This window comes from Rhodococcus ruitaii (assembly GCF_055230935.1).
Genome location: NZ_JBUYWC010000021.1, coordinates 49,646 through 74,815 on the forward strand (window position 1 = coordinate 49,646; position 25,170 = coordinate 74,815).

General features: G+C 65.6%; 26 protein-coding genes and 1 riboswitch. Of the genes, 12 read left to right on the forward strand and 14 right to left on the reverse strand.

All coding sequences use genetic code 11. From position 1 onward, the window contains the following. The first annotated feature begins 8 nt into the window (after window positions 1-8). From ACZI8W_RS23385 to ACZI8W_RS23410, 6 genes are read left to right on the forward strand one after another with little or no spacing between them, the layout of a single operon-like run. Complete coding sequence (locus tag ACZI8W_RS23385) at window positions 9-1,079, forward strand: FecCD family ABC transporter permease (RefSeq protein WP_463370953.1); 1,071 nt, start codon at window positions 9-11, stop codon at window positions 1,077-1,079. Further along, complete coding sequence (locus ACZI8W_RS23390) at window positions 1,076-1,963, forward strand: ABC transporter ATP-binding protein (protein WP_463370908.1); 888 nt, start codon at window positions 1,076-1,078, stop codon at window positions 1,961-1,963. Before ACZI8W_RS23385 ends, ACZI8W_RS23390 begins: the two co-directional genes overlap by 4 nt. A gap of 40 nt (window positions 1,964-2,003) precedes the next feature. Continuing rightward, the gene (locus tag ACZI8W_RS23395; protein ID WP_463370909.1) at window positions 2,004-2,405 is read left to right on the forward strand and encodes a BlaI/MecI/CopY family transcriptional regulator; all 402 of its coding nucleotides are present in this window, start codon (window positions 2,004-2,006) and stop codon (window positions 2,403-2,405) included. A 13-nt stretch (window positions 2,406-2,418) separates the two neighbouring features. Continuing rightward, window positions 2,419-3,369 (forward strand): M56 family metallopeptidase, encoded by a 951-nt coding sequence (locus ACZI8W_RS23400; protein ID WP_463370910.1) that lies wholly within the window; start codon window positions 2,419-2,421, stop codon window positions 3,367-3,369. A 59-nt stretch (window positions 3,370-3,428) separates the two neighbouring features. Continuing rightward, window positions 3,429-4,880, forward strand: a complete 1,452-nt coding sequence (gene gndA / locus ACZI8W_RS23405; RefSeq protein WP_463370911.1) for an NADP-dependent phosphogluconate dehydrogenase — start codon at window positions 3,429-3,431, stop codon at window positions 4,878-4,880. 12 nt (window positions 4,881-4,892) lie between these two features. Then, on the forward strand, window positions 4,893-5,309 hold the full coding sequence (locus ACZI8W_RS23410; RefSeq protein ID WP_463370912.1) for a DMT family transporter: 417 nt from the start codon (window positions 4,893-4,895) through the stop codon (window positions 5,307-5,309). Here the strand turns inward: ACZI8W_RS23410 and ACZI8W_RS23415 are convergent, their stop codons facing one another. Then, entirely contained in the window at window positions 5,310-5,957 is a 648-nt protein-coding gene (locus ACZI8W_RS23415) for a class I SAM-dependent methyltransferase (RefSeq protein ID WP_463370954.1), read from the reverse strand. 142 nt (window positions 5,958-6,099) lie between these two features. On the opposite strand from ACZI8W_RS23415, the gene ACZI8W_RS23420 reads away from it, so the two are divergent. The 4 genes from ACZI8W_RS23420 to ACZI8W_RS23435 all read left to right on the forward strand — a co-directional run bounded on the left by ACZI8W_RS23420 (window position 6,100) and on the right by ACZI8W_RS23435 (window position 12,355). Then, window positions 6,100-7,014 carry a 3-methyladenine DNA glycosylase gene (locus ACZI8W_RS23420; protein ID WP_463370913.1) on the forward strand — a complete coding sequence of 305 codons (915 nt, stop codon included), beginning with the start codon at window positions 6,100-6,102 and terminating at the stop codon, window positions 7,012-7,014. Window positions 7,015-7,104: 90 nt separating this feature from the next. After that, the gene (locus ACZI8W_RS23425; RefSeq protein WP_463370914.1) at window positions 7,105-9,288 is read left to right on the forward strand and encodes a malate synthase G; all 2,184 of its coding nucleotides are present in this window, start codon (window positions 7,105-7,107) and stop codon (window positions 9,286-9,288) included. Window positions 9,289-9,446: 158 nt separating this feature from the next. After that, window positions 9,447-11,189 (forward strand): substrate-binding domain-containing protein, encoded by a 1,743-nt coding sequence (locus ACZI8W_RS23430; RefSeq protein WP_463370916.1) that lies wholly within the window; start codon window positions 9,447-9,449, stop codon window positions 11,187-11,189. Window positions 11,190-11,191: 2 nt separating this feature from the next. Further along, on the forward strand, window positions 11,192-12,355 hold the full coding sequence (locus ACZI8W_RS23435) for a metallophosphoesterase (RefSeq protein ID WP_463370917.1): 1,164 nt from the start codon (window positions 11,192-11,194) through the stop codon (window positions 12,353-12,355). Between the two features lie 167 nt (window positions 12,356-12,522). On the opposite strand, the gene gcvP is transcribed toward ACZI8W_RS23435, so the two are convergent. From gcvP to ACZI8W_RS23490, 11 genes are all read right to left on the reverse strand, one after another. Continuing rightward, on the reverse strand, window positions 12,523-15,381 hold the full coding sequence (gene gcvP, locus ACZI8W_RS23440; RefSeq protein ID WP_463370918.1) for an aminomethyl-transferring glycine dehydrogenase: 2,859 nt from the start codon (window positions 15,379-15,381) through the stop codon (window positions 12,523-12,525). Window positions 15,382-15,546: 165 nt separating this feature from the next. Beyond that, window positions 15,547-15,644, reverse strand: a riboswitch (glycine riboswitch). Between the two features lie 65 nt (window positions 15,645-15,709). Continuing rightward, window positions 15,710-16,336, reverse strand: a complete 627-nt coding sequence (locus ACZI8W_RS23445) for a MerR family transcriptional regulator (protein ID WP_463370919.1) — start codon at window positions 16,334-16,336, stop codon at window positions 15,710-15,712. A 265-nt stretch (window positions 16,337-16,601) separates the two neighbouring features. After that, window positions 16,602-17,075, reverse strand: coding sequence for a bifunctional nuclease family protein (locus ACZI8W_RS23450; RefSeq protein WP_463370920.1), 474 nt, complete (start codon window positions 17,073-17,075; stop codon window positions 16,602-16,604). A 136-nt stretch (window positions 17,076-17,211) separates the two neighbouring features. Beyond that, window positions 17,212-17,949: a transcriptional regulator FtsR gene (gene ftsR, locus ACZI8W_RS23455; RefSeq protein WP_463370921.1), complete on the reverse strand. Its 738-nt coding sequence runs from the start codon at window positions 17,947-17,949 to the stop codon at window positions 17,212-17,214. After that, window positions 17,949-18,413 carry a glycogen accumulation regulator GarA gene (gene garA, locus ACZI8W_RS23460; RefSeq protein ID WP_054713563.1) on the reverse strand — a complete coding sequence of 155 codons (465 nt, stop codon included), beginning with the start codon at window positions 18,411-18,413 and terminating at the stop codon, window positions 17,949-17,951. Before garA ends, ftsR begins: the two co-directional genes overlap by 1 nt. Before the next feature lie 152 nt (window positions 18,414-18,565). After that, window positions 18,566-18,970, reverse strand: a complete 405-nt coding sequence (gene gcvH / locus ACZI8W_RS23465; RefSeq protein WP_463370922.1) for a glycine cleavage system protein GcvH — start codon at window positions 18,968-18,970, stop codon at window positions 18,566-18,568. A gap of 43 nt (window positions 18,971-19,013) precedes the next feature. After that, a complete protein-coding gene (locus tag ACZI8W_RS23470) occupies window positions 19,014-19,751 on the reverse strand; it encodes a DUF881 domain-containing protein (protein ID WP_463370923.1) in 738 nt (245 codons plus the stop codon). A gap of 3 nt (window positions 19,752-19,754) precedes the next feature. After that, window positions 19,755-20,105, reverse strand: coding sequence for a small basic family protein (locus tag ACZI8W_RS23475; protein WP_463370955.1), 351 nt, complete (start codon window positions 20,103-20,105; stop codon window positions 19,755-19,757). A gap of 5 nt (window positions 20,106-20,110) precedes the next feature. Next, window positions 20,111-20,977, reverse strand: a complete 867-nt coding sequence (locus ACZI8W_RS23480; RefSeq protein WP_463370924.1) for a DUF881 domain-containing protein — start codon at window positions 20,975-20,977, stop codon at window positions 20,111-20,113. Then, window positions 20,970-21,593, reverse strand: coding sequence for a CDP-alcohol phosphatidyltransferase family protein (locus ACZI8W_RS23485; RefSeq protein WP_463370925.1), 624 nt, complete (start codon window positions 21,591-21,593; stop codon window positions 20,970-20,972). Before ACZI8W_RS23485 ends, ACZI8W_RS23480 begins: the two co-directional genes overlap by 8 nt. 74 nt (window positions 21,594-21,667) lie before the next feature. Further along, the gene (locus tag ACZI8W_RS23490; RefSeq protein ID WP_463370926.1) at window positions 21,668-22,285 is read right to left on the reverse strand and encodes an NUDIX hydrolase; all 618 of its coding nucleotides are present in this window, start codon (window positions 22,283-22,285) and stop codon (window positions 21,668-21,670) included. A 152-nt stretch (window positions 22,286-22,437) separates the two neighbouring features. On the opposite strand from ACZI8W_RS23490, the gene ACZI8W_RS23495 reads away from it, so the two are divergent. Next, window positions 22,438-23,457: a phosphotransferase family protein gene (locus tag ACZI8W_RS23495; RefSeq protein WP_463370927.1), complete on the forward strand. Its 1,020-nt coding sequence runs from the start codon at window positions 22,438-22,440 to the stop codon at window positions 23,455-23,457. A 9-nt stretch (window positions 23,458-23,466) separates the two neighbouring features. After that, window positions 23,467-23,862 (forward strand): MmcQ/YjbR family DNA-binding protein, encoded by a 396-nt coding sequence (locus tag ACZI8W_RS23500; RefSeq protein ID WP_463370928.1) that lies wholly within the window; start codon window positions 23,467-23,469, stop codon window positions 23,860-23,862. Window positions 23,863-23,899: 37 nt separating this feature from the next. On the opposite strand, the gene ACZI8W_RS23505 is transcribed toward ACZI8W_RS23500, so the two are convergent. Then, entirely contained in the window at window positions 23,900-24,310 is a 411-nt protein-coding gene (locus ACZI8W_RS23505; protein WP_463370929.1) for a VOC family protein, read from the reverse strand. A 157-nt stretch (window positions 24,311-24,467) separates the two neighbouring features. Then, window positions 24,468-25,118, reverse strand: a complete 651-nt coding sequence (locus ACZI8W_RS23510) for an NAD(P)-dependent oxidoreductase (protein WP_463370930.1) — start codon at window positions 25,116-25,118, stop codon at window positions 24,468-24,470. Window positions 25,119-25,170: the final 52 nt, after the last annotated feature.

Here is a 25,170-nt window from a genome sequence, read left to right on the forward strand (position 1 = left end):
GCACCCCCATCCAGCTCTCCACCGCCGTACCCGCCCGCCCCGCCTTCCGCGTCGGCCGGTTCTCCGTGGTGTGGCGCGGCCGCCACGTGCTCGTGTGCACCCTGCTCGTCGTCGCCGCGTTCCTGCTCCTGTGCGTCGGGCTCGGTCGCGGCGACTACCCGATGTCCGTCCCCCAGGTCATCGAGGTGCTCCTCGGCGGCGGTGAACGACTCGACCGGTTCATCGTCCTCGACCTGCGACTCCCCCGCGGCATCGGCGCGCTCGTCGTCGGCGCCTGCCTCGCCGTCTCCGGTGCCATCACCCAGTCCCTGTCACGCAACGCCCTGGCCAGCCCCGACATCCTCGGCATCACCGCCGGCGCGAGCGCAGCCGCCGTCGCCCTGATCGTCGTCACCAGCGGCGGCAGCATCGTCGGCCTCCTCGCCGCACTCGGCCTGCCCCTGGCCGCCCTCGCCGGCGGCCTGCTCACCGCCGCCGCGATCTACCTGCTCGCCTGGAAGAACGGCATCGACGGATTCCGACTCGTGCTCATCGGCATCGGCGCCAACGCCATGCTGATCGCCCTGACCAACTGGATGCTCGTCTCCGCCGACATCAACGACGTCTCCCGCGCCCAGGTCTGGCTGACAGGCTCCCTCAACGGCATCAGCTGGAGTCAGGTCATCCCCGCCGGCATCGCCCTCGCTGTCATCGGTACCTGGACGATCATCGCCTCGTTCACCATCGGCGCCCTGCGCCTCGGCGACGACACCGCTCGCTCACTCGGGATCCGCCTGCAATCCCAACAGGGCATGCTCCTCATCGCCGCCTGTGCGCTCGCCGCCGTCGCGACCGCCGCCGCCGGACCCATCGGCTTCGTCGCACTCGCCGCACCCCAGCTCGCGCTCCGGCTCGTCCGCTCCGCCGGCCCCCCGATCATCGCCTCCGCGCTGACCGGCGCCACGCTCGTCGTCGGCGCCGACATCATCGCCCGCACCATCCTGCCGGTCTCCCTGCCGGTCGGCCTCGTAACCTCCGCGCTCGGCGGCCCATTCCTGCTGTATCTGCTCGTGCGCTCCAACCGGAAGGTGTCAGTGTGACCCACGCCCAGCCCCTCGACACGCACCCCGCAGACGCCCCGGCACCCGCCGACCCGCGGCTCGTCGCCGAACATCTCGGACTCGGTTACGGAGACCGCCTCATCGTCGACGACCTCGACCTCGAGATCCCCACCGGCGTGGTCACCACCATCATCGGCCCCAACGGCTGCGGCAAATCCACCCTGCTGCGCGCCCTGAGCCGCCTGCTCAAACCCCGCGACGGACACGTCGTACTCGACGGCCACAAGATCACCACGATGCGCACCCGCGACGTCGCCCGAGTCCTCGGCATGCTTCCCCAAGCACCGACCGCGCCCGAAGGGCTCACCGTCGCCGACCTCGTCGCCCGCGGCCGTCACCCGCACCAATCGTGGATGCAGCAATGGTCCGGCGACGACGAAGACGTCGTCGCCACCGCCCTCGCCCGCACCGGCATCGCCGACCTCGCCGACCGGCCCGTCGACGAACTCTCCGGTGGCCAACGCCAACGCGCCTGGATCTCGATGGCCCTCGCCCAGGGCACCGACATCCTGCTGCTCGACGAACCCACCACCTACCTCGACCTCGCACACTCCATCGAAGTCCTCGACCTCGTCGACCAGTTGCACAGCGAACTCGGCCGCACCGTGGTGATGGTCCTGCACGACCTCAACCTCGCCGTCCGCTACAGCGACCACCTCGTCGTCATGCGCGACGGCAAAGTCATCGCCTCCGGCCCCCCGGCCGAGATCATCTCCGTCGAACTCCTCCACGACGTATTCGGGCTCGACGCCTCCGTCATCGACGACCCGGTCTCCGGCCGACCCCTGATCGTGCCCATCGGCACCCGCCACGTCTACGGCACCACGGGCGGCGACACCCCGCCCGAGAAGCTACGACCCTAGGTAGTACGCACGAATGTCGGAGACTCCGTAGAATCACGGTATGGCAGCACTAGGCGAACTCGAGCGAGCAGTGATGGACCACCTGTGGTCCTCCACCGAACCCCAGACCGTGCGACAGGTCCACGAAGGACTCTCCGCGCGGCGCTCCCTCGCATACACCACCGTCATGACTGTCCTTCAACGCCTCGCGAAGAAGAACCTCGTCATCCAGCAACGCGACGACCGCGCCCACCGCTACCTCCCGGTCCACGGCCGCGACGAACTTGTCGCCGGCCTCATGGTCGACGCACTCGACCAGGCCGACGAAACCGCCGGCCGCACCGCCGCACTCGTCCACTTCGTCGGCCGGGTCGGCGCCGACGAAGCAGCTGCACTGCGCGCCGCACTGGCCGAACTCGAAACCCAGCACAGCACCGACCGACCCGCGGGAAAGGCGAGCTGACACACTCGACTCCATGGATGCGACCACCGCGCTCGTATTCGGCATACTTGCGCTACTCCTCGCGGGCCCGGTGCCGGGGCTCCTCTCCCGCGCCACCTGGCCACACCGCAACCCACGCGCCGCACTGGTGCTGTGGCAGGCCATCGCCCTGGCCGCCGTCCTCTCGGCGTTCAGCTCCGGCCTGGCCATCGCCAGCCGCCTCCTCGTCCCCGGCCACGACGGCCGCCCCACCACCGGTCCCCTCGAAGAAATCGACGCACTCGGACTCCCACTGTGGCTGACCTACATCGTCGTCTTCACACTCACCCTGCTCATCGGCGGACGCCTGATCTACTCGATCGTGCGCGTCGGTGTCCGCACCCGCCGCCGCCGAGCCCGCCACCGCATGCTCGTCGACCTCCTCGACCGCCGCGACAACCTCTCCGCCGTCCGCACCCTCCCCCACGTGCGGATCCTCGACAGCACCGACCCCATCGCCTACTGCCTGCCCGGCATCCGGCACCGTGTCGTCCTGTCCGAAGGCACTCTCGACAACCTCACCGACGACGAACTCAGCGCCGTCCTACGCCACGAACACTCCCACCTACGTGCCCGACACGACCTCGTCCTCGAAGCATTCACCGCCGTCTACGAAGCATTCCCCCGCTGGGTCCGTTCCGGATCGGCACTCGGCTCCGTGCAGCTCCTCGTCGAAATGCTCGCCGACGACTCCGCCGTGCGTCTCACCGGACCCACCCCCCTCGCCCGAGCCCTCGTCACCTGCGCCGACGCCCACGCCCCGACCGGCGCCCTCGCCGTCGGCGGACCCTCCACCCTGCTGCGGGTACGCCGCCTCGCCGATCCCGGCCCCGACCTCACCCTCTCCGCATGCGCCTACATGGCCGCCGCCGCGATCCTCATCGTCCCCACCGTCGCCGTCGCCGTCCCGTGGCTGACCGAACTGACCCGCCTGTTCCACCACTGACCGACCCCCCGGACACCATTCGATTTCGATCACACCTCGATTCGGGGGAAGCTGTACCCATGACCGTCGAACGCACCGATACCCCCCTCGCCCAGATCGGCGTCACCGGCCTGGCCGTCATGGGGTCCAACATCGCCCGTAACTTCGCCCGCCACGGCTACACCGTCGCCCTCCACAACCGAAGCATCGCCAAGACCGACGCTCTCCTCGCCGAACACAGCAGCGACGGCACCTTCGTGCGCACCGAAACAATCGACGAATTCGTCGCCGCACTGGAAAAGCCCCGCCGCGTCCTGATCATGGTCAAGGCCGGCGACGCCACCGACGCCGTCATCGACGAACTCGCCGACGCCATGGAATCCGGCGACATCATCATCGACGGCGGAAACGCCCTCTACACCGACACCATCCGCCGCGAAGCCGCCCTGCGCGCTCGCGGACTGCACTTCGTCGGCGCCGGTATCTCCGGTGGCGAAGAAGGCGCCCTCAACGGACCGTCCATCATGCCCGGCGGACCCGCCGAATCCTACGCCGCACTCGGCCCCCTCCTCGAAGCCATCTCCGCCAAAGTCGACGACACCCCGTGCTGCACCCACGTCGGCCCCGACGGAGCCGGACACTTCGTCAAGATGGTGCACAACGGCATCGAATACGCCGACATGCAGCTCATCGGCGAGGCATACCACCTGCTGCGCGACGCTTTGGGCTACGACGCCGCAACGATCGCCGACGTATTCGCCGACTGGAACACCGGAACCCTCGAGTCGTACCTCATCGAAATCACCGCCGAAGTACTGCGCCAGATCGACGCCACCACCGGCAAACCTCTCGTCGATGTGATCGTCGACGCCGCCGAACAAAAAGGCACCGGACGCTGGACCGTCAAGGCCGCTCTCGACCTCGGCATCCCCGTCACCGGGATCGCCGAAGCCGTCTTCGCCCGCGCCCTGTCCGGTTCCCGGACCCAGCGCGCCGCGGCCAGCGACCTGACCTCCGGCACCCTCGGCGCCGCCCCCACCGACACCGCCCAGTTCACCGAGGACATCCGCGCCGCCCTCTACGCCTCCAAAATCGTCGCCTACGCCCAAGGCTTCGATCAGATCGCCGCCGGCAGCGTCGAATACGGCTGGAACGTCGACCGCGCTGCCATGGCCACCATCTGGCGTGGCGGCTGCATCATCCGCGCCCAGTTCCTCAACCGCATCAAAGAGGCCTACGACGCAGACCCCCACCTACCCAGTCTGATCCTCGCCCCCTACTTCCGCGACGCCATCGAAGCCGGCATCGACAGCTGGCGGCGCGTCGTGGTCACCGCCACCACTCTCGGCATCCCCATCCCCGCCTTCGGCTCGTCCCTGTCCTACTACGACGGGCTGCGTGCCGAACGCCTCCCCGCCGCACTCACCCAGGGCCAACGCGACTACTTCGGCGCACACACCTACGAGCGCACCGACAAGCCCGGAAAGTTCCACACCCTGTGGAGCGGCGACCACAGCGAAGTCCCGGCCTGACCGACCCCGGCCATGACCGGTACCGCGGCAGCATCCGTGGCGTGCGCGCTCGCCGCCGCGGTGCTGATCGCTGTCACCGACCTGTTCGAACACGGCGTGTTCACCGTCCTCGGGTCGTGGCAGACCTGGGCGGTGATCGCCGCCGGACTCACCGGCATGTACCTGCAGCAACGCGCCTTCCAAGCCGGACCGCTGACCGCCTCGCTACCGACGCTGACGATCGCCGAACCCCTCGCCGCCGTCTTCCTCGGTATGACGGTGCTCGGCGAACACCTCGACACCGACGGCCTCGGCTTCACTATCACCGTCGCCGCCGTCGCAGTGATGGCCGTGACCGCCCTCGCGCTCGCCCGCACCGTCACACCGACCCCCTCCGTCACCACACCGGGTACGGAAGAAGCACCGGACGGAAGTCCCACCCAGCCCTGATCAGCTCCCCGACCGCGACAACACCGCGACCAGGAAATCCGAATCCTCCGTGAACGGACGCAGATCCCACGTCGACAACAACAACTCCGGCGTGAGACCCCCGGCCGCCGCATCGGCAAGGAACTCGGTGAAGTCGTAGTCGCGGCCGGCACCGAACCCGACCACCGCACGCCCCGACGACGTCAGATGACGTGAGAATCCCGCCAACGTCGTCCGCCGTGTCGCCGGTGCCAAGAACGTCATCACATTGCCCGCACACACGATCGCGTCGAACTCCGCGGCCACACCGCGACTCGGCAGATCCAGTTCCGCGAGATCCCCGACCAGCCACGTCGGACCTGGATGATCCTCCTCCGCCGCCGCAATCAACACCGGGTCGACATCGACCCCGACGACGACGTGCCCCACTCCGTGCAGATAGCCACCCAACCGGCCCGGCCCACACCCCGCATCGAGCACCCGCGCACCCCGCCCCAGCATCGCGTCGATCAACCGGGCCTCACCGACGATGTCCTGCCCCTGCGCCGCCATCGTCCGGAACCGTTCGACATACCAGTTCGAATGCGACGGATCCGCCGCGGTGATGTCCTCCCACTGGCTTCGGATGCGCTCGGCCAACGTCCCACCTCCTCGATTGGGCCCACGAATGCGAGCCACGTGCAACCTCACCCTATGCACCCGATTCCCACCGCACGACAACCCATGAATCCCCGAATTAGAATGGACACCCTCACCAAACCGTCACGACTCGACGAGAGGGCACAGGGAACCAGACAGGAGGCGCGCCGAAGTGACCGAGGCCCCGACCGCCCACCACGAGGTGATCCTCACCGAGAACCAATGGACCGAGCGCCGCGACCGACATCGGCACGAGGCCGACGAGCTGCTCGCCGAGCACCTGCGCCGGCGCGCGTCGCACGAGAAACACCCCGTCCACGATTTTCTGTTCACGTACTACAACCACCGGCCCGCGCAGCTGCGGCGGTGGCATCCCGGATTTGGCACCGTTCTGCTCGGCGCGGGTCGTGAGTACCGCAACCATCCCGCCTACGAGCGGGTCGTCGTGGACGGCACGCCCGGTGTGCGCGTGAGATCCAACACCCTCGAGCATCGGTTCGCCATGGTCGAGTTCGTCGCCGAGTTGCTTGCGCGAACCCGGTCGAGGCCCGCCCAGTTCGGCTGCTTCGGACTGCACGAATGGGCGATGGTGTTCCGCACGAGCAACGATGATGTGCGGCATGCCGCGGTGCCGCTGCGGCTCGGTCACGCCGGCACCGATGCGGTGGTGGAATCAATGCAGTTGCGCTGCAGTCATTATGATGCCTACCGATTCTTCACCCCGGACGCGGCACCTCGCAACATCGAACCGCTGATCCGCGACGACCAACTCGACCGCGAGCAACCCGGGTGCCTGCACGCCGGTATGGACCTATACAAGTGGTGCTACAAACTCTCCCCTCTGGTCGATTCGGACCTGCTGCTGCGCTGTTTTCGGCACGCGTCGGCGACACGCGAACTCGACATGCGCGCGAGCCCGTATGATCTGAGCGACTACGGCTACTCGCCCATCACGATCGAGACTGCCGCCGGACGCGCACAGTACGTCCGCGAGCAGTCGGCGCTCACCTCTCGCGCCGCGGACCTGAGACAGGACCTGCTCGAACGATGCACCGCCCTGCGCGCACGAACCGACGTACGCCCTTAGCTACCGGCGGGTAACATATATGGTGAATTTTCGTGCGGCTCCCGGAACGCAACAACACCGGGCGCACAGCAACCGGAAAGAGTGAGGGTAATGACTGAACGCGTGACCGTCGGCGGACTGCAGATCGCCAAGGTGCTCTACGACTTCGTCAACAACGAGGCGCTCCCCGGCACCGGAGTGAACGCAGGCGCGTTCTGGGCCGGCGCCGACAAGATCGTCGAAGAGCTCGCCCCCCGCAATCGTGCCCTGCTCGCCAAGCGCGACGACCTGCAGGCACAAATCGACACCTGGCACCGCGACCGGAGCGGACAGGCCCATGACGCAGCCGCCTACAAGGCATTCCTCGAGGAGATCGGCTACCTCGTTCCTGTCCCGGCGCCCTTTCAGATCACCACCGCCGGTGTCGACAGTGAAGTCACCTCCACCGCCGGACCGCAGCTCGTCGTTCCGGTCCTCAACGCCCGATTTGCTCTCAACGCCTCCAACGCCCGCTGGGGCTCGCTTTACGACGCGCTGTACGGTACCGACGCCATCTCCGAAGAGGGCGGCGCCGAGAAGAGCAGCGGCTACAATAAGGTCCGCGGCGACAAGGTCATCGCCTGGGCCCGCGACTTCCTCGACAAGGCGGCGCCTCTGCAGTCCGGCAGCCACACCGACTCGACCAAGTACTCCATCGACGGCACCGAACTGAACGTCACCCTCGCCGACGGTACCGTCACCGGCCTCGCCGACGCCGACAAGCTCGTCGGCTACCTCGGCGACAAGAGCGCCCCCACCTCCGTGCTGCTGCGCAACAACGGCCTGCACATCGAGATCCAGATCGACGCCGCCTCCCCCATCGGCAGCACCGACGCTGCCGGAGTCAAGGACGTCGTCCTCGAATCCGCCGTGACCACGATCATGGACTTCGAGGACTCCGTCGCTGCCGTCGACGCCGACGACAAAACCCTCGGCTACCGTAACTGGCTCGGACTCAACCGCGGCGACCTGGCCGAATCATTCGACAAGGGCGGCAAGACCCACACCCGCACGCTCAACGGCAACCGCGTCTACACCGCACTCGACGGGAAGGATCTCGAACTGCACGGCCGGTCCCTGCTGTTCGTCCGCAACGTCGGTCACCTCATGACCACCCCCGCCATCCTCGATGCCGACGGCAACGAAATCCCCGAAGGGATCCTCGACGCCCTCATCACCAGTCTGTGCGCCATCCATGGTCTCGACACCGACGATGCGCACGGCCCGCTGGCCAACAGCCGCACCGGCTCCATCTACATCGTCAAGCCCAAGCAGCACGGCCCCGAAGAATCGGCCTTCACCACCGAACTGTTCGGCCGCGTCGAAGACGTCCTCGGCCTGCCCACCAACACCGTCAAGGTCGGCATCATGGACGAGGAACGGCGAACCACGGTCAACCTCGCCGCCTGCATCGAAGCCGCATCCGAACGCGTCGTGTTCATCAACACCGGCTTCCTCGACCGCACCGGCGACGAAATCCACACATCCATGGAAGCAGGCGCCGTCGTGCGCAAGGCCGCCATGAAGCAACAGAAATGGATCGCCGCGTACGAAGACTGGAATGTCGACACCGGCCTCGCCGCGGGCCTGCAAGGTAAGGCGCAGATCGGCAAGGGCATGTGGGCCATGACCGAACTGATGGCAGACATGCTCGTGCAGAAGATCGGCCAGCCCAAGGCAGGTGCCAACACGGCGTGGGTCCCGTCACCCACCGGCGCCACCCTGCACGCCACCCACTACCACGAGGTCGACGTCTTCGCGGTGCAAGACACCTTGAAGGGCAAGACCCGCGCCACCGTCGACGACATCCTCACCATCCCGCTCGCCGACAACACCGACTGGTCCGCCGACGAGAAGCGTGAAGAACTCGACAACAACTGCCAGTCCATCCTCGGCTACGTCGTCCGTTGGATCGACGCCGGTGTCGGCTGCTCGAAGGTGCCGGACATCCACGATGTCGCACTGATGGAAGACCGCGCCACCCTGCGCATCTCGAGCCAGCTCCTCGCGAACTGGATCCGTCACGGTATCGTCACCGAGGACGAGGTCGTCGCTTCCCTCGAACGCATGGCACCGGTTGTCGACCGCCAGAACGAAGGCGACGCGTCCTACCGGAACATGGCGCCGAACTTCGACACCAACATCGCGTTCCAGGCCGCCAAGGAACTGATCCTCGAAGGCACCACCCAACCCAGCGGCTACACCGAGCCGATCCTGCACCGCCGCCGTCGCGAGTACAAGTCCGCCAACGCCTGAACGTCGGCACACCGAAACGATGGGCCCCGATCCACGTGGATCGGGGCCCATCGTCGCACCACTCCGACTTGCACCACACCGACATCACCGCGCGTCACTAGACTGCTGGAGCCCGGCCACATCAGCTACGACCACAACGAAACGAGGTGAGAATCCAAGTGGCTCGACATCGTGGATCCGGTGGCACGCGTGGCCTCAGCTCAGGTGTCGTCGTTGCTCTGGTTGCCGTTGCGCTTCTCGTTCTCGCTGTGCTCGGCTGGCTCCAACTTCGCAACCGAATCAACGAACAGGCCACCGAAGCAGCCGGGACTTGCGTCGAAGGCGACGCCGAACTCCACATCGTCGCCGACCCCCTCATCGCCCCCACCCTCACCGACCTCGCCGACACGTGGAACACCGACGTCGCACCCGTGATCCGCGACTACTGCATCACTGCCCACGTCACCGCCACCGAGTCGACCACGACAGCCACGGCGCTCGCTGCCGGCGACACGTGGAGCCCCGACCTCGGGCCCGCACCCGCCCTCTGGGTACCGGTCGACAACCGCGCCGCCGACCGCGCAGGCACGAGCGCGACCGGACACCGTCGCCCCCTCGCCACCTCGCCGATCGTCCTCGCCACCCCCACCGACCTCCACAACGGACTCACCACCGCCGGGGTCGGATGGCACGACCTACCGTCACTGCAGGCCACCCCCGGATCCCTCAGCGCGCTCGGTCTCGGTCCGTGGGAATCGCTACGCATGGCGCTGCCCACCGGCACCGACAGTGACGCCACCGTGCCCGCACTCGAAGCCGTCGCCACCACCGGCACCGGGCCGCTGCCCCAGAGCGAAGCGGAATCCCCGGAAACCGTGACCGCCATGACCCAACTCGCACTCGGCGCCAACGCACTCGATATCGCCGCCGGACCGACCACCGCGGACGCACTCACGGCGCTCGCCGCGAACACCACCCCCGACTCCCCCATCCACGCAGTGCCCGTAGTGGAAAAACAACTGCACGACGCGGTCACCGAGGGACACGCCCACGACCTCACCGGCTTCCTCCCCGCCGGTGCCACACCCGTCGCCGATTTCCCCGCGGTGGTGCCGAGCGCCCCCTGGGTCGACGAAACACTGTCCCGGGCGGCCGGGCAGTTCATCGACTACGTACGTCACCCTGACCAGAGACAGCGCTTCCTCGACGACGGATTCCGCGACGAAGACGGCACTCCCCCCGATGCTTCCGCCTCCGACGTCACTCATCCCCCCGTCGCGGACGTCCTGATCGCCGCGGAACCTGCCGTCGGCGACACACTCCTCGACATCCGACTCCACCCCCAACCACCTACCAAGACCACCGTGCTCGTCGACACCACCACCTCCATGTCCACAGCAATCGGAGGCAGCACCCGACTCGATGACACCGCAACCGCCATCGACAGCGTCCTCCGCCGTTCCCCGAACACCTCGATCGTCGGGATGTACGTCTTCGACGACACGTCGGCCTACCGAACCGCCGTTGCACGCGATGCACTCACCCAAGAGCAGCGTGCAGCACTGACCACCGCCCTCGGCAGAGTAGACAACACCGAGACCGCGCCAGTCTACGAATCGATTCTCGCCGCATATGCCGATGCTGTCGCCAACTACGATTCGTCCAGGCCGAACTCGATACTCGTGATCCTCGACAGCGACGACGACACCAGCACGGGCACATCCGAAAGATTCCTCGACAGAATCGACGACCTCACCGACACTGCCTCACGAGTCCGGATCGACGTCGTCGTCCTCGGCGACGACGTCACCGATTCCGACACACTGCAGGATCTCACCGACCGCACCGGCGGGTCGTATTCCACGCTCACCACCACCGTGAACGACGACCTGACCGCCCTACTCCGAAAGCTCATCTCCTGACCGTGATCCAACTACTCGTCGCGGGGACGTTCCTAGCGCTCATCACTTTCTGGTTCCATCGCCGCCTCGTCCGGGCACCAGGCCTTACCGGAAGGGCCGCGCTCGCCGCCGACACCGCCCTCGTCGCGTTACTCGGCGTCGCCTTGGCCGCGTCAGTCACCGGCACCGTCCTCGACCCCGCATGGGCACGTCCACTGGGTTTCCTCGGGTACAGCTGGTTCGCTGCAGGCCTCTACCTGATCATCGGCACCCTCATCATCGGAGTGTTCTGTCTCGGGGCGAGGCTCGTGCGGCGGTTCCGCACCGATAGATACCCCCGAACCGACTCTTCGCCATCAGCGCCACGTCGTGTACTGCGAATCGCAACGGGCACTCTCGTCACCGTCACCGTCATCACGATCGGTTACGGAGCGCTGATCGAAGCGGCCAATCCCCGACTCGTCCACTCCACCATTGCACTGCCCGGCCTGCCGAACGGATTCGACGGACTTCGCGTCGCCCTGATCACCGACCTGCATGTCGGTCCGGCAAGGGGCGCCGGATTCGTGCAAGGAGTCGTCGATCAGGTCAACGAACAGCAGCCCGATCTCATCGTTCTCGGCGGAGACCTCGCCGACGGCACCATCGAGTACGTGGGCGACGACCTCACGCCCCTCGCCGAACTCCGTGCCCCACTCGGCGTCTACGGGGTCAGCGGCAACCACGAGTACTACTCGGACGACGCCTTGTCCTGGCTCGACCACTGGGAAGGCCTCGGTGTACGGACACTGCGGAACGAAAGCGTCACCGTGACACACAACGGCGACGAGATCGCGGTGGCGGGTGTGCACGACTACACCGCGCCGGCACCGGATGCGGCGGATCTCCCCCGCGCTGTCGGCGGACTGTCACCGGAAACCTTCGTCCTTCTCGCCGCTCACCAGCCGGCGCACGTCCTCGAAGCACAGGATCTCGGTGTGGATCTGCAGCTGTCCGGGCATACCCACGGCGGCCAGATGTGGCCCCTCGGATATATCGTCGCCGCCGCAAATCCCACTGTCGCTGGGCTGGACCACTTCGGCGACACCGCCATCTACACATCACAAGGGGCCGGCTCCTGGGGTCCACCGGTCCGGGTCGCGACTCCGCCCGAGATCTCCATCCTCGAGCTCGTCACCCAGAAGTAGTAGCATCGCCGCCGCGCCTGAATCCCACGGGGATCACAGAGTGTTGAGACGGGAGTCAGGTGGGGTCTGCACCAATAGATTCGGTTTATATTGTGTTTCCGTATGGTTCTGAATATTGATTCAAGGTCGCGAGGGTTGCGGGCGCTCGCCCGCAACCCTCGGTGCATTCAGCTGCTGTACGCCTCCAGTGGAGGGCACGAGCACACCAAATTGCGGTCGCCGTGTGCGCCGTCGATCCGGCGCACCGCAGGCCACACCTTCGCGCGCATCTTCCCCACTGGATACACAGCCATCTCACGGGAGTACGGATGAGTCCACTCCCCGACCAGGCATTCCGCCGTGTGCGGCGCCCCGCGCAGCGGGTTGTCGTCGACCGCCCACTCCCCCGCCCCGACCCTGTCGATCTCCCCGCGGATCGAGATCATCGCATCGATGAACTCATCGATCTCACTCAGATCCTCACTCTCGGTGGGTTCGACCATGAGCGTTCCGGCCACAGGGAAGCTCATGGTCGGCGCATGGAATCCGTAGTCGGCGAGCCGTTTGGCCACGTCGTCGACGGTGACACCGGTGTCCTTGGTCATTTGACGCAGGTCCAGGATGCACTCGTGCGCGACCATCCCGTTTGCTCCCGTGTACAGCACCGGAAAGTACTCGTCGAGACGTCGTGCAATGTAGTTCGCCGAGGCGATCGCGGTAAGTGACGCTTGCCGCAGCCCTGATGCGCCCATGAGCTTGATATATGCCCAGGTGATCGGCAGGATCGACGCCGACCCATAGGGTGCAGCCGATACCGGGCCCACCCCACCGAGCTCGGGTGCCGACGGATGGCCCGGAAGGAACGGCGTGAGGTGCGAACGCACCCCGATCGGGCCTACGCCAGGCCCGCCGCCACCGTGCGGAATGCAAAAGGTCTTGTGCAGATTCAAGTGGCTGACGTCACCACCGAACTTGCCCGGGCGCGCCAGACCCACGAGTGCGTTGAGATTCGCGCCGTCGATGTACACCTGCCCGCCGGCGGCGTGCACCGCACCGCAGATGTCTTCGATCTCATGTTCGTACACCCCGTGGGTCGACGGGTAGGTGATCATGATCGCCGCGAGGCGCTCTGCATGGTCCGCGATCTTCGCCCGCAGATCGTCGAGGTCGACATCTCCGTTGGGACGGCATGCCACAACCTCGACGCGCATGCCGGCCATGACGGCCGACGCGGCATTGGTCCCGTGCGCACTCGATGGGATCAAGCACGTGTCGCGGTGGTCGTCACCGCGGCTCAGATGGTAGTGCCGAATCGCGAGCAGACCTGCATATTCACCCTGGCTGCCGGCATTCGGTTGCAGTGTGACGGCGTCGTACCCGGTGACCGCCGCGAGCCAGCATTCGAGACTCGAGATGAGCTGCCGGATTCCTGCTGTCTGATCCGCGGGAGCGAACGGATGCAGACGCGCGAATTCCGGCCATGTGATGGCCTCCATCTCTACTGCAGCATTGAGCTTCATCGTGCAGGATCCGAGCGGGATCATCGTGCGGTCGAGTGCGAGGTCTTTGTCGGACAACCGTCGCAGGTACCGCATCATCGCGGTTTCCGTCCGGTACTTCGTGAACGCTTCATGCTGGAGGAATTCGCTGGTTCGGGCGAGGCCCTCCGGGATGGACACGGGCTCGTCGACAAACGCCGCGTCGGTGACGACACCGAATGCAGCCGCCACGCTCGCCACGTGTGAGTACGTCGTCGCCTCGTCACAGGAGATCGACACGTGATCGGCATCGACGAGATACAGGTTGACGGAGCGTTCGGCCGCTGCCGCCACCACCTCCGCCGCTCGACCCGGAACCCGGGCGAGGACGGTGTCGAAGAAGTCGTCGTGAACAACCTCGATGCCCCCGCTGCGCAGTGCGGCGGCGACAACAGATGCGTGCGCACCCACTCGCCGCGCGATCCCGGTCAGCCCCTCGGCGCCGTGGTACGACGTGTACATCGCGGCGAGGACCGCCAGAAGCACCTGTGCGGTGCAGATGTTGCTGGTCGCCTTTTCACGACGAATGTGCTGCTCGCGGGTTTGCAGCGCCAGCCTGTAGGCCGGAGCGCCGTCGGCATCGACCGAGACACCCACAAGCCGTCCCGGAAGATTCCGCGTGTGCACACCGTTGACAGCCAGGTATCCCGCGTGCGGGCCACCGAAGCCCATCGGCACACCGAAGCGCTGGGTCGTACCGAAGCAGGCATCGGCGTGCTTCTCACCGGGCGGGGTCATCAGTGTCAGAGCCAGGAGGTCCGCGCCCACCGCAACCAACGCGCCGCGTTCGTGTGCAGCGTCTACCACGGGAGCAACATCGAATACCCGACCGGACGCACCCGGGATCTGCAGAATCACGCCGAAGAAGTCACCCTCGGGCAGCCCGTCGTCCACAAGATTCGCGGTGACGAGCTCGATCCCGAGGGGCTCGGCGCGAGTTGCGAGCACCGCGGCGGTCTGGGTGAAGAGGTCGGCGTCGACCACGCATCGGGGGCTCTTCGATGTGCGGTTGGCGCGACGCAGCAACGTCATCGCCTCCGCCGCCGCTGTAGCTTCGTCGAGCATCGACGAATTCGCGACTTCCATACCGGTCAGGTCGGAAACCATCGTCTGGAAGTTGAGCAGGGCTTCGAGTCGACCCTGACTGATCTCCGGCTGGTACGGCGTATAGGCGGTGTACCAGGCGGGATTCTCGATGATGTTGCGGAGCAGAACCGGAGGGGTGAGCGTGTCGTAGTAGCCGTGCCCGATCATGGACGTAGCAACAACGTTCTGGGACGCCAGAGTTTTCAGGCCGGAGAGGACCTCATGTTCACTCAGCGGCGCGTCCAGGATGCCGAGTCCATCGGCAACACCACCCTCACGGGCGTCGAGGACACCGGCGGGTAGCGCCTTCGAGGCGAGTTCCTCGAGCGTATCGACTCCGACGACGTCGAGGATCCGGCGCAGTCCTTGCGTATCGGGTCCGATATGACGATCGGCGAAACTCCAGGTGATGGCATCTGTCATCGCAGCTCCCAGGCTGATCGGCGAGGTCGCACGTGCGCGGTCGGCACGGGCGTTTCCTCCCCCTCTGTCCTGAGCTCGCTGGGCGAGCGCCTGAGAGATTCGGTCCCGGTCGGTGGACCTTTCCCCGTGGGCGGGTGGGTGCTCCCACCGCTTTCCAGAGACGTCGTAGCTCTCGCGGTCCTGGATGCCTGAGAGATTGACGGAGAGGTGTTGCTCCTTCGGCGCCCAGACGTGTTGGTCCGGGGCTCTCCCGCGAGACGGCGACGCACATAGATTCTAGAGCACGAGCGCCGGTCGAGGCCTGCCTCCTCGGAGGCGTGGTCCAGATCTATCCGATGCGGCGATTGATGCGGTTGCGGCGACGGGAAGCAAGTTCGTCCTCGGGCTTCTCCTCGACGTCGTATCCTTCGGCACGCTCGGCCGGAAAGTCCGCGATACTGCCGGTCAGTTCCCGGACCGCGCCGCTGACCGCGATACCGAACACGCCTTGTCCGCCTTGGAGCAGGTCGACGACCTCTTCCGGGGACGTGCACTCGTACACCGTGGTGCCGTCCGAGAAGAGTGTGATCTTGGCCAAGTCCCGCACGCCACGGCTCCGGAGGTGGTCGACGGCCACGCGGATGTTCTGCAGCGAGACGCCGGTATCGAGGAGTCGCTTGACGATCTTGAGAACCAGGATGTCTTTGAACGAGTACAGTCGCTGGCTTCCGGAACCCGCCGCGCTCCTGATCGAAGGGACAACCAGATTCGTTCGCGCCCAGTAGTCGAGTTGGCGATAACTGATGCCTGCGATCTGACATGCGATCGGTACTCGATAGCCGACCAGCTCATCGGGCACCGAGTTGTCGGGAAACAGCCCCGGTTGCAGATCGTCGGAGGTGTCCGCTGCAGGTACCGGAGCCACGCGGTCGCCGGAATGGGCACCGAGTTGCTGTCCTTGCGGCCGATCTCGCACTGTGTGACTTCCTCTCGCGCGCCCCGTTGTCCCTCGCCACCACCGACCAGGCGGATCCCCCACCGCATCCGAACCCGTACATCCTCCGGGTCACCCGACTTGATCCCGTAACGGATCAACCAAGCGTACGCCTTGTATGATTCACATCGGGTAGCAACACGCCGACAACGAAAGCAGCATTCGACATTACACTGGTTCGTCACCGGACATCGTCGAACAACTTCCGCTCGGTCACACCGGCAGATCCACCCGGTGGAAGGCCATGTCAGCCGTCGGTTGCCTTGAAGTCGTCGGGCGAGACGGATTCGAGGAACTCCTTGAACTTCTCGACCTCGTCCTCCTTTTCCTCAGGCATCGCGAGGCCTGCTTCGGCCAGCACCGATTCCTCGGCGAACACCGGCGCGCCGGTGCGCAGAGCTACGGCAACCGCGTCGGACGGGCGACACGAGACCCGGATCTCACCCTCGAAGATGAGATCCGCGTAGAAAGTACCCTCTTGAAGATCCACGATCCGGACCTCGAGCAGAGCATGGCCGAACGCGTCGAGGAGATTCTTGATCAGGTCGTGGGTGAGGGGCCGCACCGGCTCCACTCCCTGCTGTTCCAGCGCGATTGCAGTTGCTTCCATCTGACCGATCCAGATCGGAAGGTACCGCTCGCCCTCTGCTTCTCGCAGCAGAAGGACCGGCTGGTTCTGCGGTTGCTCGACTCGGATACCGACTACCCTCATCTCGCTCATTGCGGCGCCTCCGTTCCGCTGCCCACCGGTCGTCGTACTCGCCGGCACGTACTGCCTGAATTCTAGTGCGCTCCTCCGTGTACGTCAGGTACCCGAATCCGGAAGATGTGACCATCCATCGACCATGCCACCACAGTCAACGATCGAGGGAGCCCTGCACTGCTGCCTTGACGAGACACGTGTGCAGCGTCAAGGACAACGCAGCCAACTCACGCACCATCTCTTCCGCTCGTTCGCGTGCTCCTGCATCGCGTCCCTTGGCGACAGGTCCAGCGATCTGAGCAACAAGGCCTGCCTCGCGGTCTGCCGCCAATTTGAACGCACGGAGGTGCCGGACTTCGAGTCCGAACTGGGACATCGCCTTCGCCGTCCGCGCCAGCAACACCGCGTCGTCGTCGAAGAACCCTGCTGCACCCGGTGTGAGGAGCCCCGCGCCCACCAACTCTGTGAGGAACACGGTGTCGATACCTGCCCGCTCGCACAGATCATCTCGCCCGACTCGAATCTGACGGTCGCTACGAAGATCCTCGGGAGAAACCTCGCCCCGCGCGACCGCGAGCTGACGCGGCCGCTTGGGACGAGCCTCGACGGCTCCCACCGTCGCCGCGCCGCGGTCGATCGCCTCGAGCTGTTCCTTGATCACTTTCAGCGGGAGGTACTGATCACGCTGCGCCGTGAGAACGTACCGGAGTCGCTCACAGTCGGCTATGGAGAACCGTCGGTAACCCGACGGTGTGCGCTCCGGACTGATCAGGCCTTCAGCCTCGAGAAATCGGATCTTCGAGATCGTCACGTCCGGGAATTCCGGGCGGAGCCGATCGAGCACAGACCCGATCGACATACCGGCCGGCACCGGCTGGTGGGCAGCGGTCATCAGCTACCTGCGCCCTGAGTGCCCCGCGGGCCGGTCAGAAACACCAGGCGGAACTTGCCGATCTGAACCTCGTCGCCGTTGGCGAGCACTGCCGAGTCGACGGGCTCACGGTTGACGTAGGTGCCGTTGAGACTTCCCACATCGACGACCTGGAACTCGCCGTCGTCCTGACGGAACTCTGCGTGGCGACGACTGACCGTCACGTCGTCGAGGAAAATGTCGCTGTCGGGGTGCCGCCCGGCAGAAGTGGTGGGCTGGTCGAGCAGAAAGCGCGACCCCGCATTGGGCCCGCGCTTGACGACGAGCAGGGCAGCCCCGGCCGGGAGGCCTTCGACACCCGAGACCGGCGCCTCGGTCGTCGCAGCGGCACCGGCGTTCTCCAATTCGTTCAGGAAGTCGGCACGAAACACCGAAGTGGTTTCCGCTGGGGTCTCTTCGTAGCCCGCGTTGCCGTTCTCGCTCACCGTTTCTCCTTATCCGTTCGATCATCCGAGTATTCCCGGATGGTCGTCATTCCTTCGACACCACCACGATCGGACACGGCACACGCCATACCCGACCGTACCCTGCGCACGCCCCTGGTGCAGGTAGTCACGGCTACATCACCCAGGGGATCTCACCGTTCTGTGATCGCTCTGTACCCCGCTGCGTCGAGCGTCTGCGCGAAGGCAGCGTCGAGGTCGGCCTCACTGCTCGACTCGACATCGATGAGCCACCCTTCCGCGTACGGCGCACTGTTGACCAACTCCGGGCTCGCCTCGAGGTCACCGTTCACAGCCGCAACTGTCGAAGCGAAGGGCACGTAGACGTCCGACACACTCTTCGTGGATTCGACCTCGCCGAACGAATCACCCACCGTGAGGGTGCATCCGGGGTCCGGCAACTGCACGAACACCACGTCACCGAGCTGAGATTGAGCGTAGTCGGTGATACCGATCCGGGCGGTGGTCGCCCCAGTCCGCTGTACCCACTCGTGCTCCGCCGTGTATCGCAGATCAGCGGGTGTCTCGAACTCACTCACGGCAGTTCCTTTCGGGGGCGACGATTCGGCACGAACGTCTGTTTCAGTTTCCTGGCTGAGCGTATTGGCGTGGCTCGATCTCCCGCAAGGCGAGCACTTCGACCTGCGGAAATTGCTCGACAGCCAATGTCCCGCCGCGGCGAGCAACCGTGTCCACCACACCGCCGGGAATGTTCAGCGCCGCCGCGAGCGTCGGACCGTCTCCGATGGCGGTAACCGTATAGGGCGCCGAGAGCTTTCGACCGTCGGCAGTCAGATCGCCGCCCTGCCCGGTGACCCACGAGTCGACACCGATTCGTACGGATGCCCCGTCGGCATCGGTGATCTGCATCGTGTCCGCACCCGCCGCGCGTAGTTCCTGGATCGTGTCGAGGACGACCTCGGATCCGACACCGCCGAGCGGGTCGTCGATCGTCAGCACCACACCCGGCCCTGTCGCGGGAACGGTTCCCAGCTGAACCGACAAGTTCTGTAGACGCGCGTGGGCCTCCGTGAGGGCGGCGTCCGAACCGTTCTGCTCGAATCCTTCGAGAGTGCGCTCGAGGCCTGTGATCTCCTGACGCAGCGCGGCCTCGCGTCGATTGAGGTTGTCGAGGAGCACGAGTAGGTCTGCAGGACGCGCCGAGTCGAGGGTGTCACCCCGATCGGTGTTCTTCACCTGAGTGGCGATGGCCGTACCGAGCAGGACCACGAGCAACGCCGCCAAGGCCGCATACACCCGACGCTTGCGCTGCGGGTCGGGTGTGTCGCGCCGAATGAGTTCGGGATGATCCTCGGTCATCGCTCACGCCCCGAAGAGTCTACGACGCAGGGCGGACGCATTGCCGAAGATGCGAATCCCCAGGACGACGATCACGGCGGTGGAGAGTTGGGTGCCCACGCCGAGTTGATCCCCGAGCCACACGATGAGTGCGGCGACCAGGACATTGAACACGAAGGAGACGACGAATACTTTCGCGTCGAAGATGTCGTCGAGGTAGGCACGCAGTCCGCCGAACACGGTGTCGAGGGCGGCAACCACCGCGATCGGCAGGTACGGCTGCACCATGTCGGGCACCTGCGGACTGAACACGATCCCGGCAGCGATGCCGATCGCGAGCGCCAGCACTGCATACAGTGCATGACCATGCCGAATGTGCTTCACCGATTCCCCGCTTCCCGAGCCGATTCGACTGTACGTACCGTGGCCGCCGGTAGTTCGAGTTCGCCGCCCTCGGCGATCGTGAAACCTACCCCGTAGAGCTGTTGGATGCCCGAGAGCCTCAGGTATGCGTCACTCACCACGAAATCCGTCTGCATCTGCGCCTGGGGCCCGACTGCAGTGACGACGTACGGCGAAAACACCGGTTGGTTGTCGACGAGCATCGCTCCCCCTGCCTGCCGGATGGTCACACCGGGGCCGATCCTCACATCGCCGACCGATACGGCTTCCGCACCACCTGCCCACAGTGCGTTGACGACGGACTGCAGGTCTCGGTCGAGAATCGTCGCAGTGTTGCCGGTGTCGTCGGGTACCGACGAGTCCGAAAGGTTCGGCCGGCCCGACGGCTCCGAAAGGGTGACCGTGACTCCGGGGCCGGCCACAGGTACGGCCGCGGCAGCGACCTGCGCCGCCCGCAACTCGTCGAGCATTGCCGCACCCTGCGCATCGTGGGCCACAAGTTCGGCGCTGCGCTGCTCGACGGTATCCGCCAGTTCATCGCGGTGGGCGACCAGGGTGTCGATGCGTTCGTCGCTGGTACGTAGTGAGTCGAGGATCTCGGTGCGCGTCTGGTCGGCACCCGGTTCACGATCGGCGTTCTCGGCGTAGGCGACGCCGAGAACGAGTCCCGCGAGGATGCTGCCGACGACGAGCCAGACCCTGGTGCGTGTCGGCGATGACCCAGCACGGCCCGCCGCGCGGTCCGCGGCAGCCGCGGCATAGCCGGGGTCGAGGTGGTCCTCGAGCAGCGACTTGAGCAGCGACGGAACCGGATTTCGGGGGATCTGCGCCCAGCGACTACTCACTCGGCGGGCTGTCCTTCGTTCGGGGGACGGTACGGGAAATCCACACGGCCTGGCTGAGGTAGAGCAGTCCGGTCCAGACGTAGAGCGCCGAGCCCCAGATCAGTGCGGCCCAACCGAGTGGGTGTGCGACAGCGGATGTTGCGGGTACCGCCAGGTCGAGCAGCAGCAGCGGCAACGCACACATGAGAAGAAAGGTTGCGCCCTTACCGAGATACAGAACTTCCGGTGGGGGCATGCCGCGACGTCGGTACACGGCGAGAGTGGGCGCCAGAACGAGTTCGCGGCCGATCAGGATCGCAGCGATCCACCACGGAATGAGGTCGCGTGCCACCAACGCAACGAGGGTGGTGACGATGTAGAGACGGTCGACCATCGGGTCGAGCAGCGCGCCGAGCCGAGATTCCTGGTCCAGCACACGGGCGAGCTTGCCGTCGGCCCAGTCGGTGAACCCGCTGAGGAGAAGGATCACAAGTGCCCACACATCCGCGTGGACGACGAGGATCAGGTAGAGGAACAGGGGAATCCCGAGCAGCCGCACGACACTGAGCAGATTCGGGATGGTGAAGATGCGGTCGACCCGTGGATGGATGTCGTCCGATGTCGTCACGTCACCCATCGTTCCCCCAATCTGATCCACGCGGTCCGAGAGCCAAGCTTTTCATACCGGCTGCGGGCATCCTCGCGAGGTGGTCAGCGCCATGCGAACACCGGTTGTTCGAGTCCGTCGATACGAGTGTGCCGACGGTGGAGGGCGACCTCACGGAACTGGTACACCACGGCGGCGGTGGGTGCGTGAATGAGGTGGCCGCGGAACGGCCACTGGATGACCGGCTTGTCGGATTCGGGGATGTCGACGAATCGAGGCTCGCTGTCCAACTCGGCCTCCGTGACCGAGAACAAGACGTCGACCTCGTCGGGGCTCGGCTTCAGATCGGCGATTGCGGCGCCGGACCATACGACGAACGGTGACATCACGTATCCGGATCGGGTGACGTAGTCATCGAGCCGCCCCACGATGGCGTCCGGCGTGGCGTCGAGTCCGAGTTCTTCGTGCAGTTCCCGCAAGGCCGCCTCTTCGGGTGTCTCGCCCGGGTCGAGGCGTCCGCCGGGGAGAGCGAATTGGCCGGGGTGTGCACGCAACTTCGTCGGTCGGCGTGTCAGGGGCATGACCGGGTTGCCGGCCCCGTCGTCGACGACGGCGATGACGACGGCTGCGTGACGGCGCCCCTCGAGTGGAGTCCGCCGTGAGTCGAAGCCTGCGAGGGAGTCCTGAAGTGTGGTGTACGTCAGGGCGTTCGATTTGGGCATGTTTCGAACATTATCCCACTGAACTTCTGTTTATACTGGGATTCCGTTCAGCCCGAAATCTGCGCAACAGAATGGGGGACAACTGTATCCAGTCCGACTACGCTCCCTCGTACACGATTCCGTCGTTCCACACCGAATCAGGAAAGGACACCGTGAGCGCCAACCCCACGGGGCTGGATACCGCGCTTCTCCGCAGTTACCTGCAGACCGCTGCACCCCACCTCTTCGACCGGCCTCTGACCGCGCGTCTGATCAGCGGTGGACGATCGAACCTCACGTACAGAGTGAGTGACGGCAAGCGGGAACTCGTCCTGCGGCGACCACCGCTCGGACACGTGTTGAAAACCGCGCACGACATGGCCCGCGAGCACCGCGTGATCACTGCGCTCGCCGGAACCGAGGTACCTGTGCCTCGTACCTACCTGTTGTGTGCCGATACCGAGATCATCGGGGCGCCCTTCTACATCATGGAACTGGTCGAGGGCACAGCATTTCGTACTGCCGAGGAACTCGCACCCCTCGGGCAGGAGCGAGTGCGTGCGATCTCCGAACGGATGGTCGACACCCTGGCAACGCTCCACTCGGTGGAGCCGGCAGCGGTGGGGCTCGAGGACTTCGGCCGAGCCGAAGGATTCCTCGAACGCCAGGTACGGCGGTGGCAGACCCAACTCGACGCATCCCGGAGCCGCGCGCTCGAAGGCGCCGATGAACTCCACCGTTTGCTGGCAGAGCAGCTACCCGAGACGAGCTGCTCTACGATCGTGCACGGTGACTACCGTCTCGACAACGTGCTGATAGACGAGCACGATCGAGTTGCAGCGGTGCTGGACTGGGAGATGGCCACTCTCGGTGATCCGCTCACCGACGTCGCGCTACTCATGGTCTACCAGCAGCTTGCGCGCAGGGACGGGCCGGTTCCGGTGCCGACAGTGTCGCGTGCCCCCGGCTTCCTCGACGACGACCAAGTGCTTTCCCGCTACGCGGACGCGAGCGGCAGGAACCTGTCGGGTATGGCCTTCCATCTGGGGCTGGCCTATTTCAAGCTCGCAGTGATCCTCGAGGGGATCCATTTCCGCTTCCTGCAGGGCCAGACCGTGGGCGAGGGATTCAGCGTCTTCGGAGACGCTGTGGAACCCCTCCTCCGCGAGGGGATTTCGGCCCTTCGGAGGTAAACTGCGTCCATGCCACATCCGATCATGTTCGACGAGACGGATCCGTTGCTGGCCCGGGTGCGCGCCCTCGTCCTGGCGTATCCCGGTGCCCAGGAGAAGATCTCGCACGGCCGTCCGTTCTTCTTCACCAAGACGTCGTTCGCGGTCTACGGCGGATCCGAGAAGGACACCCGCGCGGCGTTTCCCCGGTCGTTGATCGTCAAACCCGACGCCGACGAACGACTCGCCCTGCTCGGTGAAGGTCACACGTATCTGCCCATGTACCTGGGGCCGTCGGGCTGGGTCGGCTACGATCTCGACCGCGACGCTGTGGACTGGGCGGAGGTCGCAGAACTGGTCGACATGTCGTTCCGTGAGACGGCACCCGTGAAGCTGGTGCGCGAACTGGACGAACGCCTCGGTTGAACCCGCGCCCAGCACGGGCCGATGGGTGCCCGACAGATCAGCCGGCGCTGATGTTGACCATCCATGGAACACCGAACTTGTCGGTGCACGCCCCGAAACTGTCACCCCAGGGCGCCTTCTCGAGCGGCATGGTGATGGTTCCCCCGTCGACGAGTTTCTCCCAGTAGCCGCGGAGTTCGGCCTCATCGTCGCCGCTCAGCGAGATGGTGAAATTGGTTCCGGGGGTGTTGTCCATTCCGGGCGGTGTGTCCGAGGCCATGAGCACGAAACCGCTGTCGGTAGTGAGCATCGCATGCATGACCTTGCTGTCCACCGCGGCGTCGCCGGTAGGTTGCCCCTCCCCGAAGGTGCTGATCTCGAGTTCACCGCCGAAGACGGTCTTGTAGAACTCGATCGCGTCACGCGCGTTGTCACGAAAGCTGATGTACGGATTGAGTCGAGTGGTCACCGCGAGCTCCTGATCTGTCGGAGGAAAGCTGAGTCGGCACTACACAGATGGACTCTGTGCATTGCCGTTTCTCATCGCATTGCCGTTTCTCATCGCATTGCCGTTTCTCATCGTGTCCTGTCACGCTCACTCGCGGAGCCTTTCGACGAATCCCGGCTCAGGACACCGACACAGTTCGCCTCACGTTCTCCTCGTCGTCGACTGCGGAAGCAAGGACCCGACCGACCTTGCTGCGCGCGACCTGCCAGCCCGCGAGCTCGCCGCTGGTCGAGGTGAACACGTCTCCGCCGTCGGTGGAGTCGGTCAGGTTGACCGGTTGCACGAGAGTCCAGTCGAGGCCGCTCTCGTGCACGAAGCGGTCCTGGATCACGGTGTCGGCGACCTGTGGCCCGAGAAGCAGCGAGAACATGAGCTTGTAACGCAACGGCAGCCGGCCGTCGGTGTCACCCACTCCGTAGGTGGTCTGGACGATCAGGCGCCGCACGCCGTGTCGCTGCATCGCCTCGATGATGTTGCGGGTCCCGGTGGACCGCACGTCGAGCGCAGTACGCGCCGGGCCGCGCAGCCGTACACGAACGGGGTTCTCGGTGATGCCGAGGGTGACGATGACAGCGTCCTGGCCGCGGACAGCGCGGTCGACGTCTTGGAGACGGGTGGCGTCCCCGATCACGCCCAGGACTCGATCGCCGAATGTGTGCTGAGCGTCGGATGTGCGGACCATGACGGTGACGTCGTGCCCGCGGGCGAGGAGCGCGGTCACGGCAGCGCGGCCGGAACCGCCTGTTGCGCCGACGACGAGTACTTTCATGAAGTTCTCCTGAGATTGTCCGGATGATGTGTCCACCGTATGAACGTTTTTC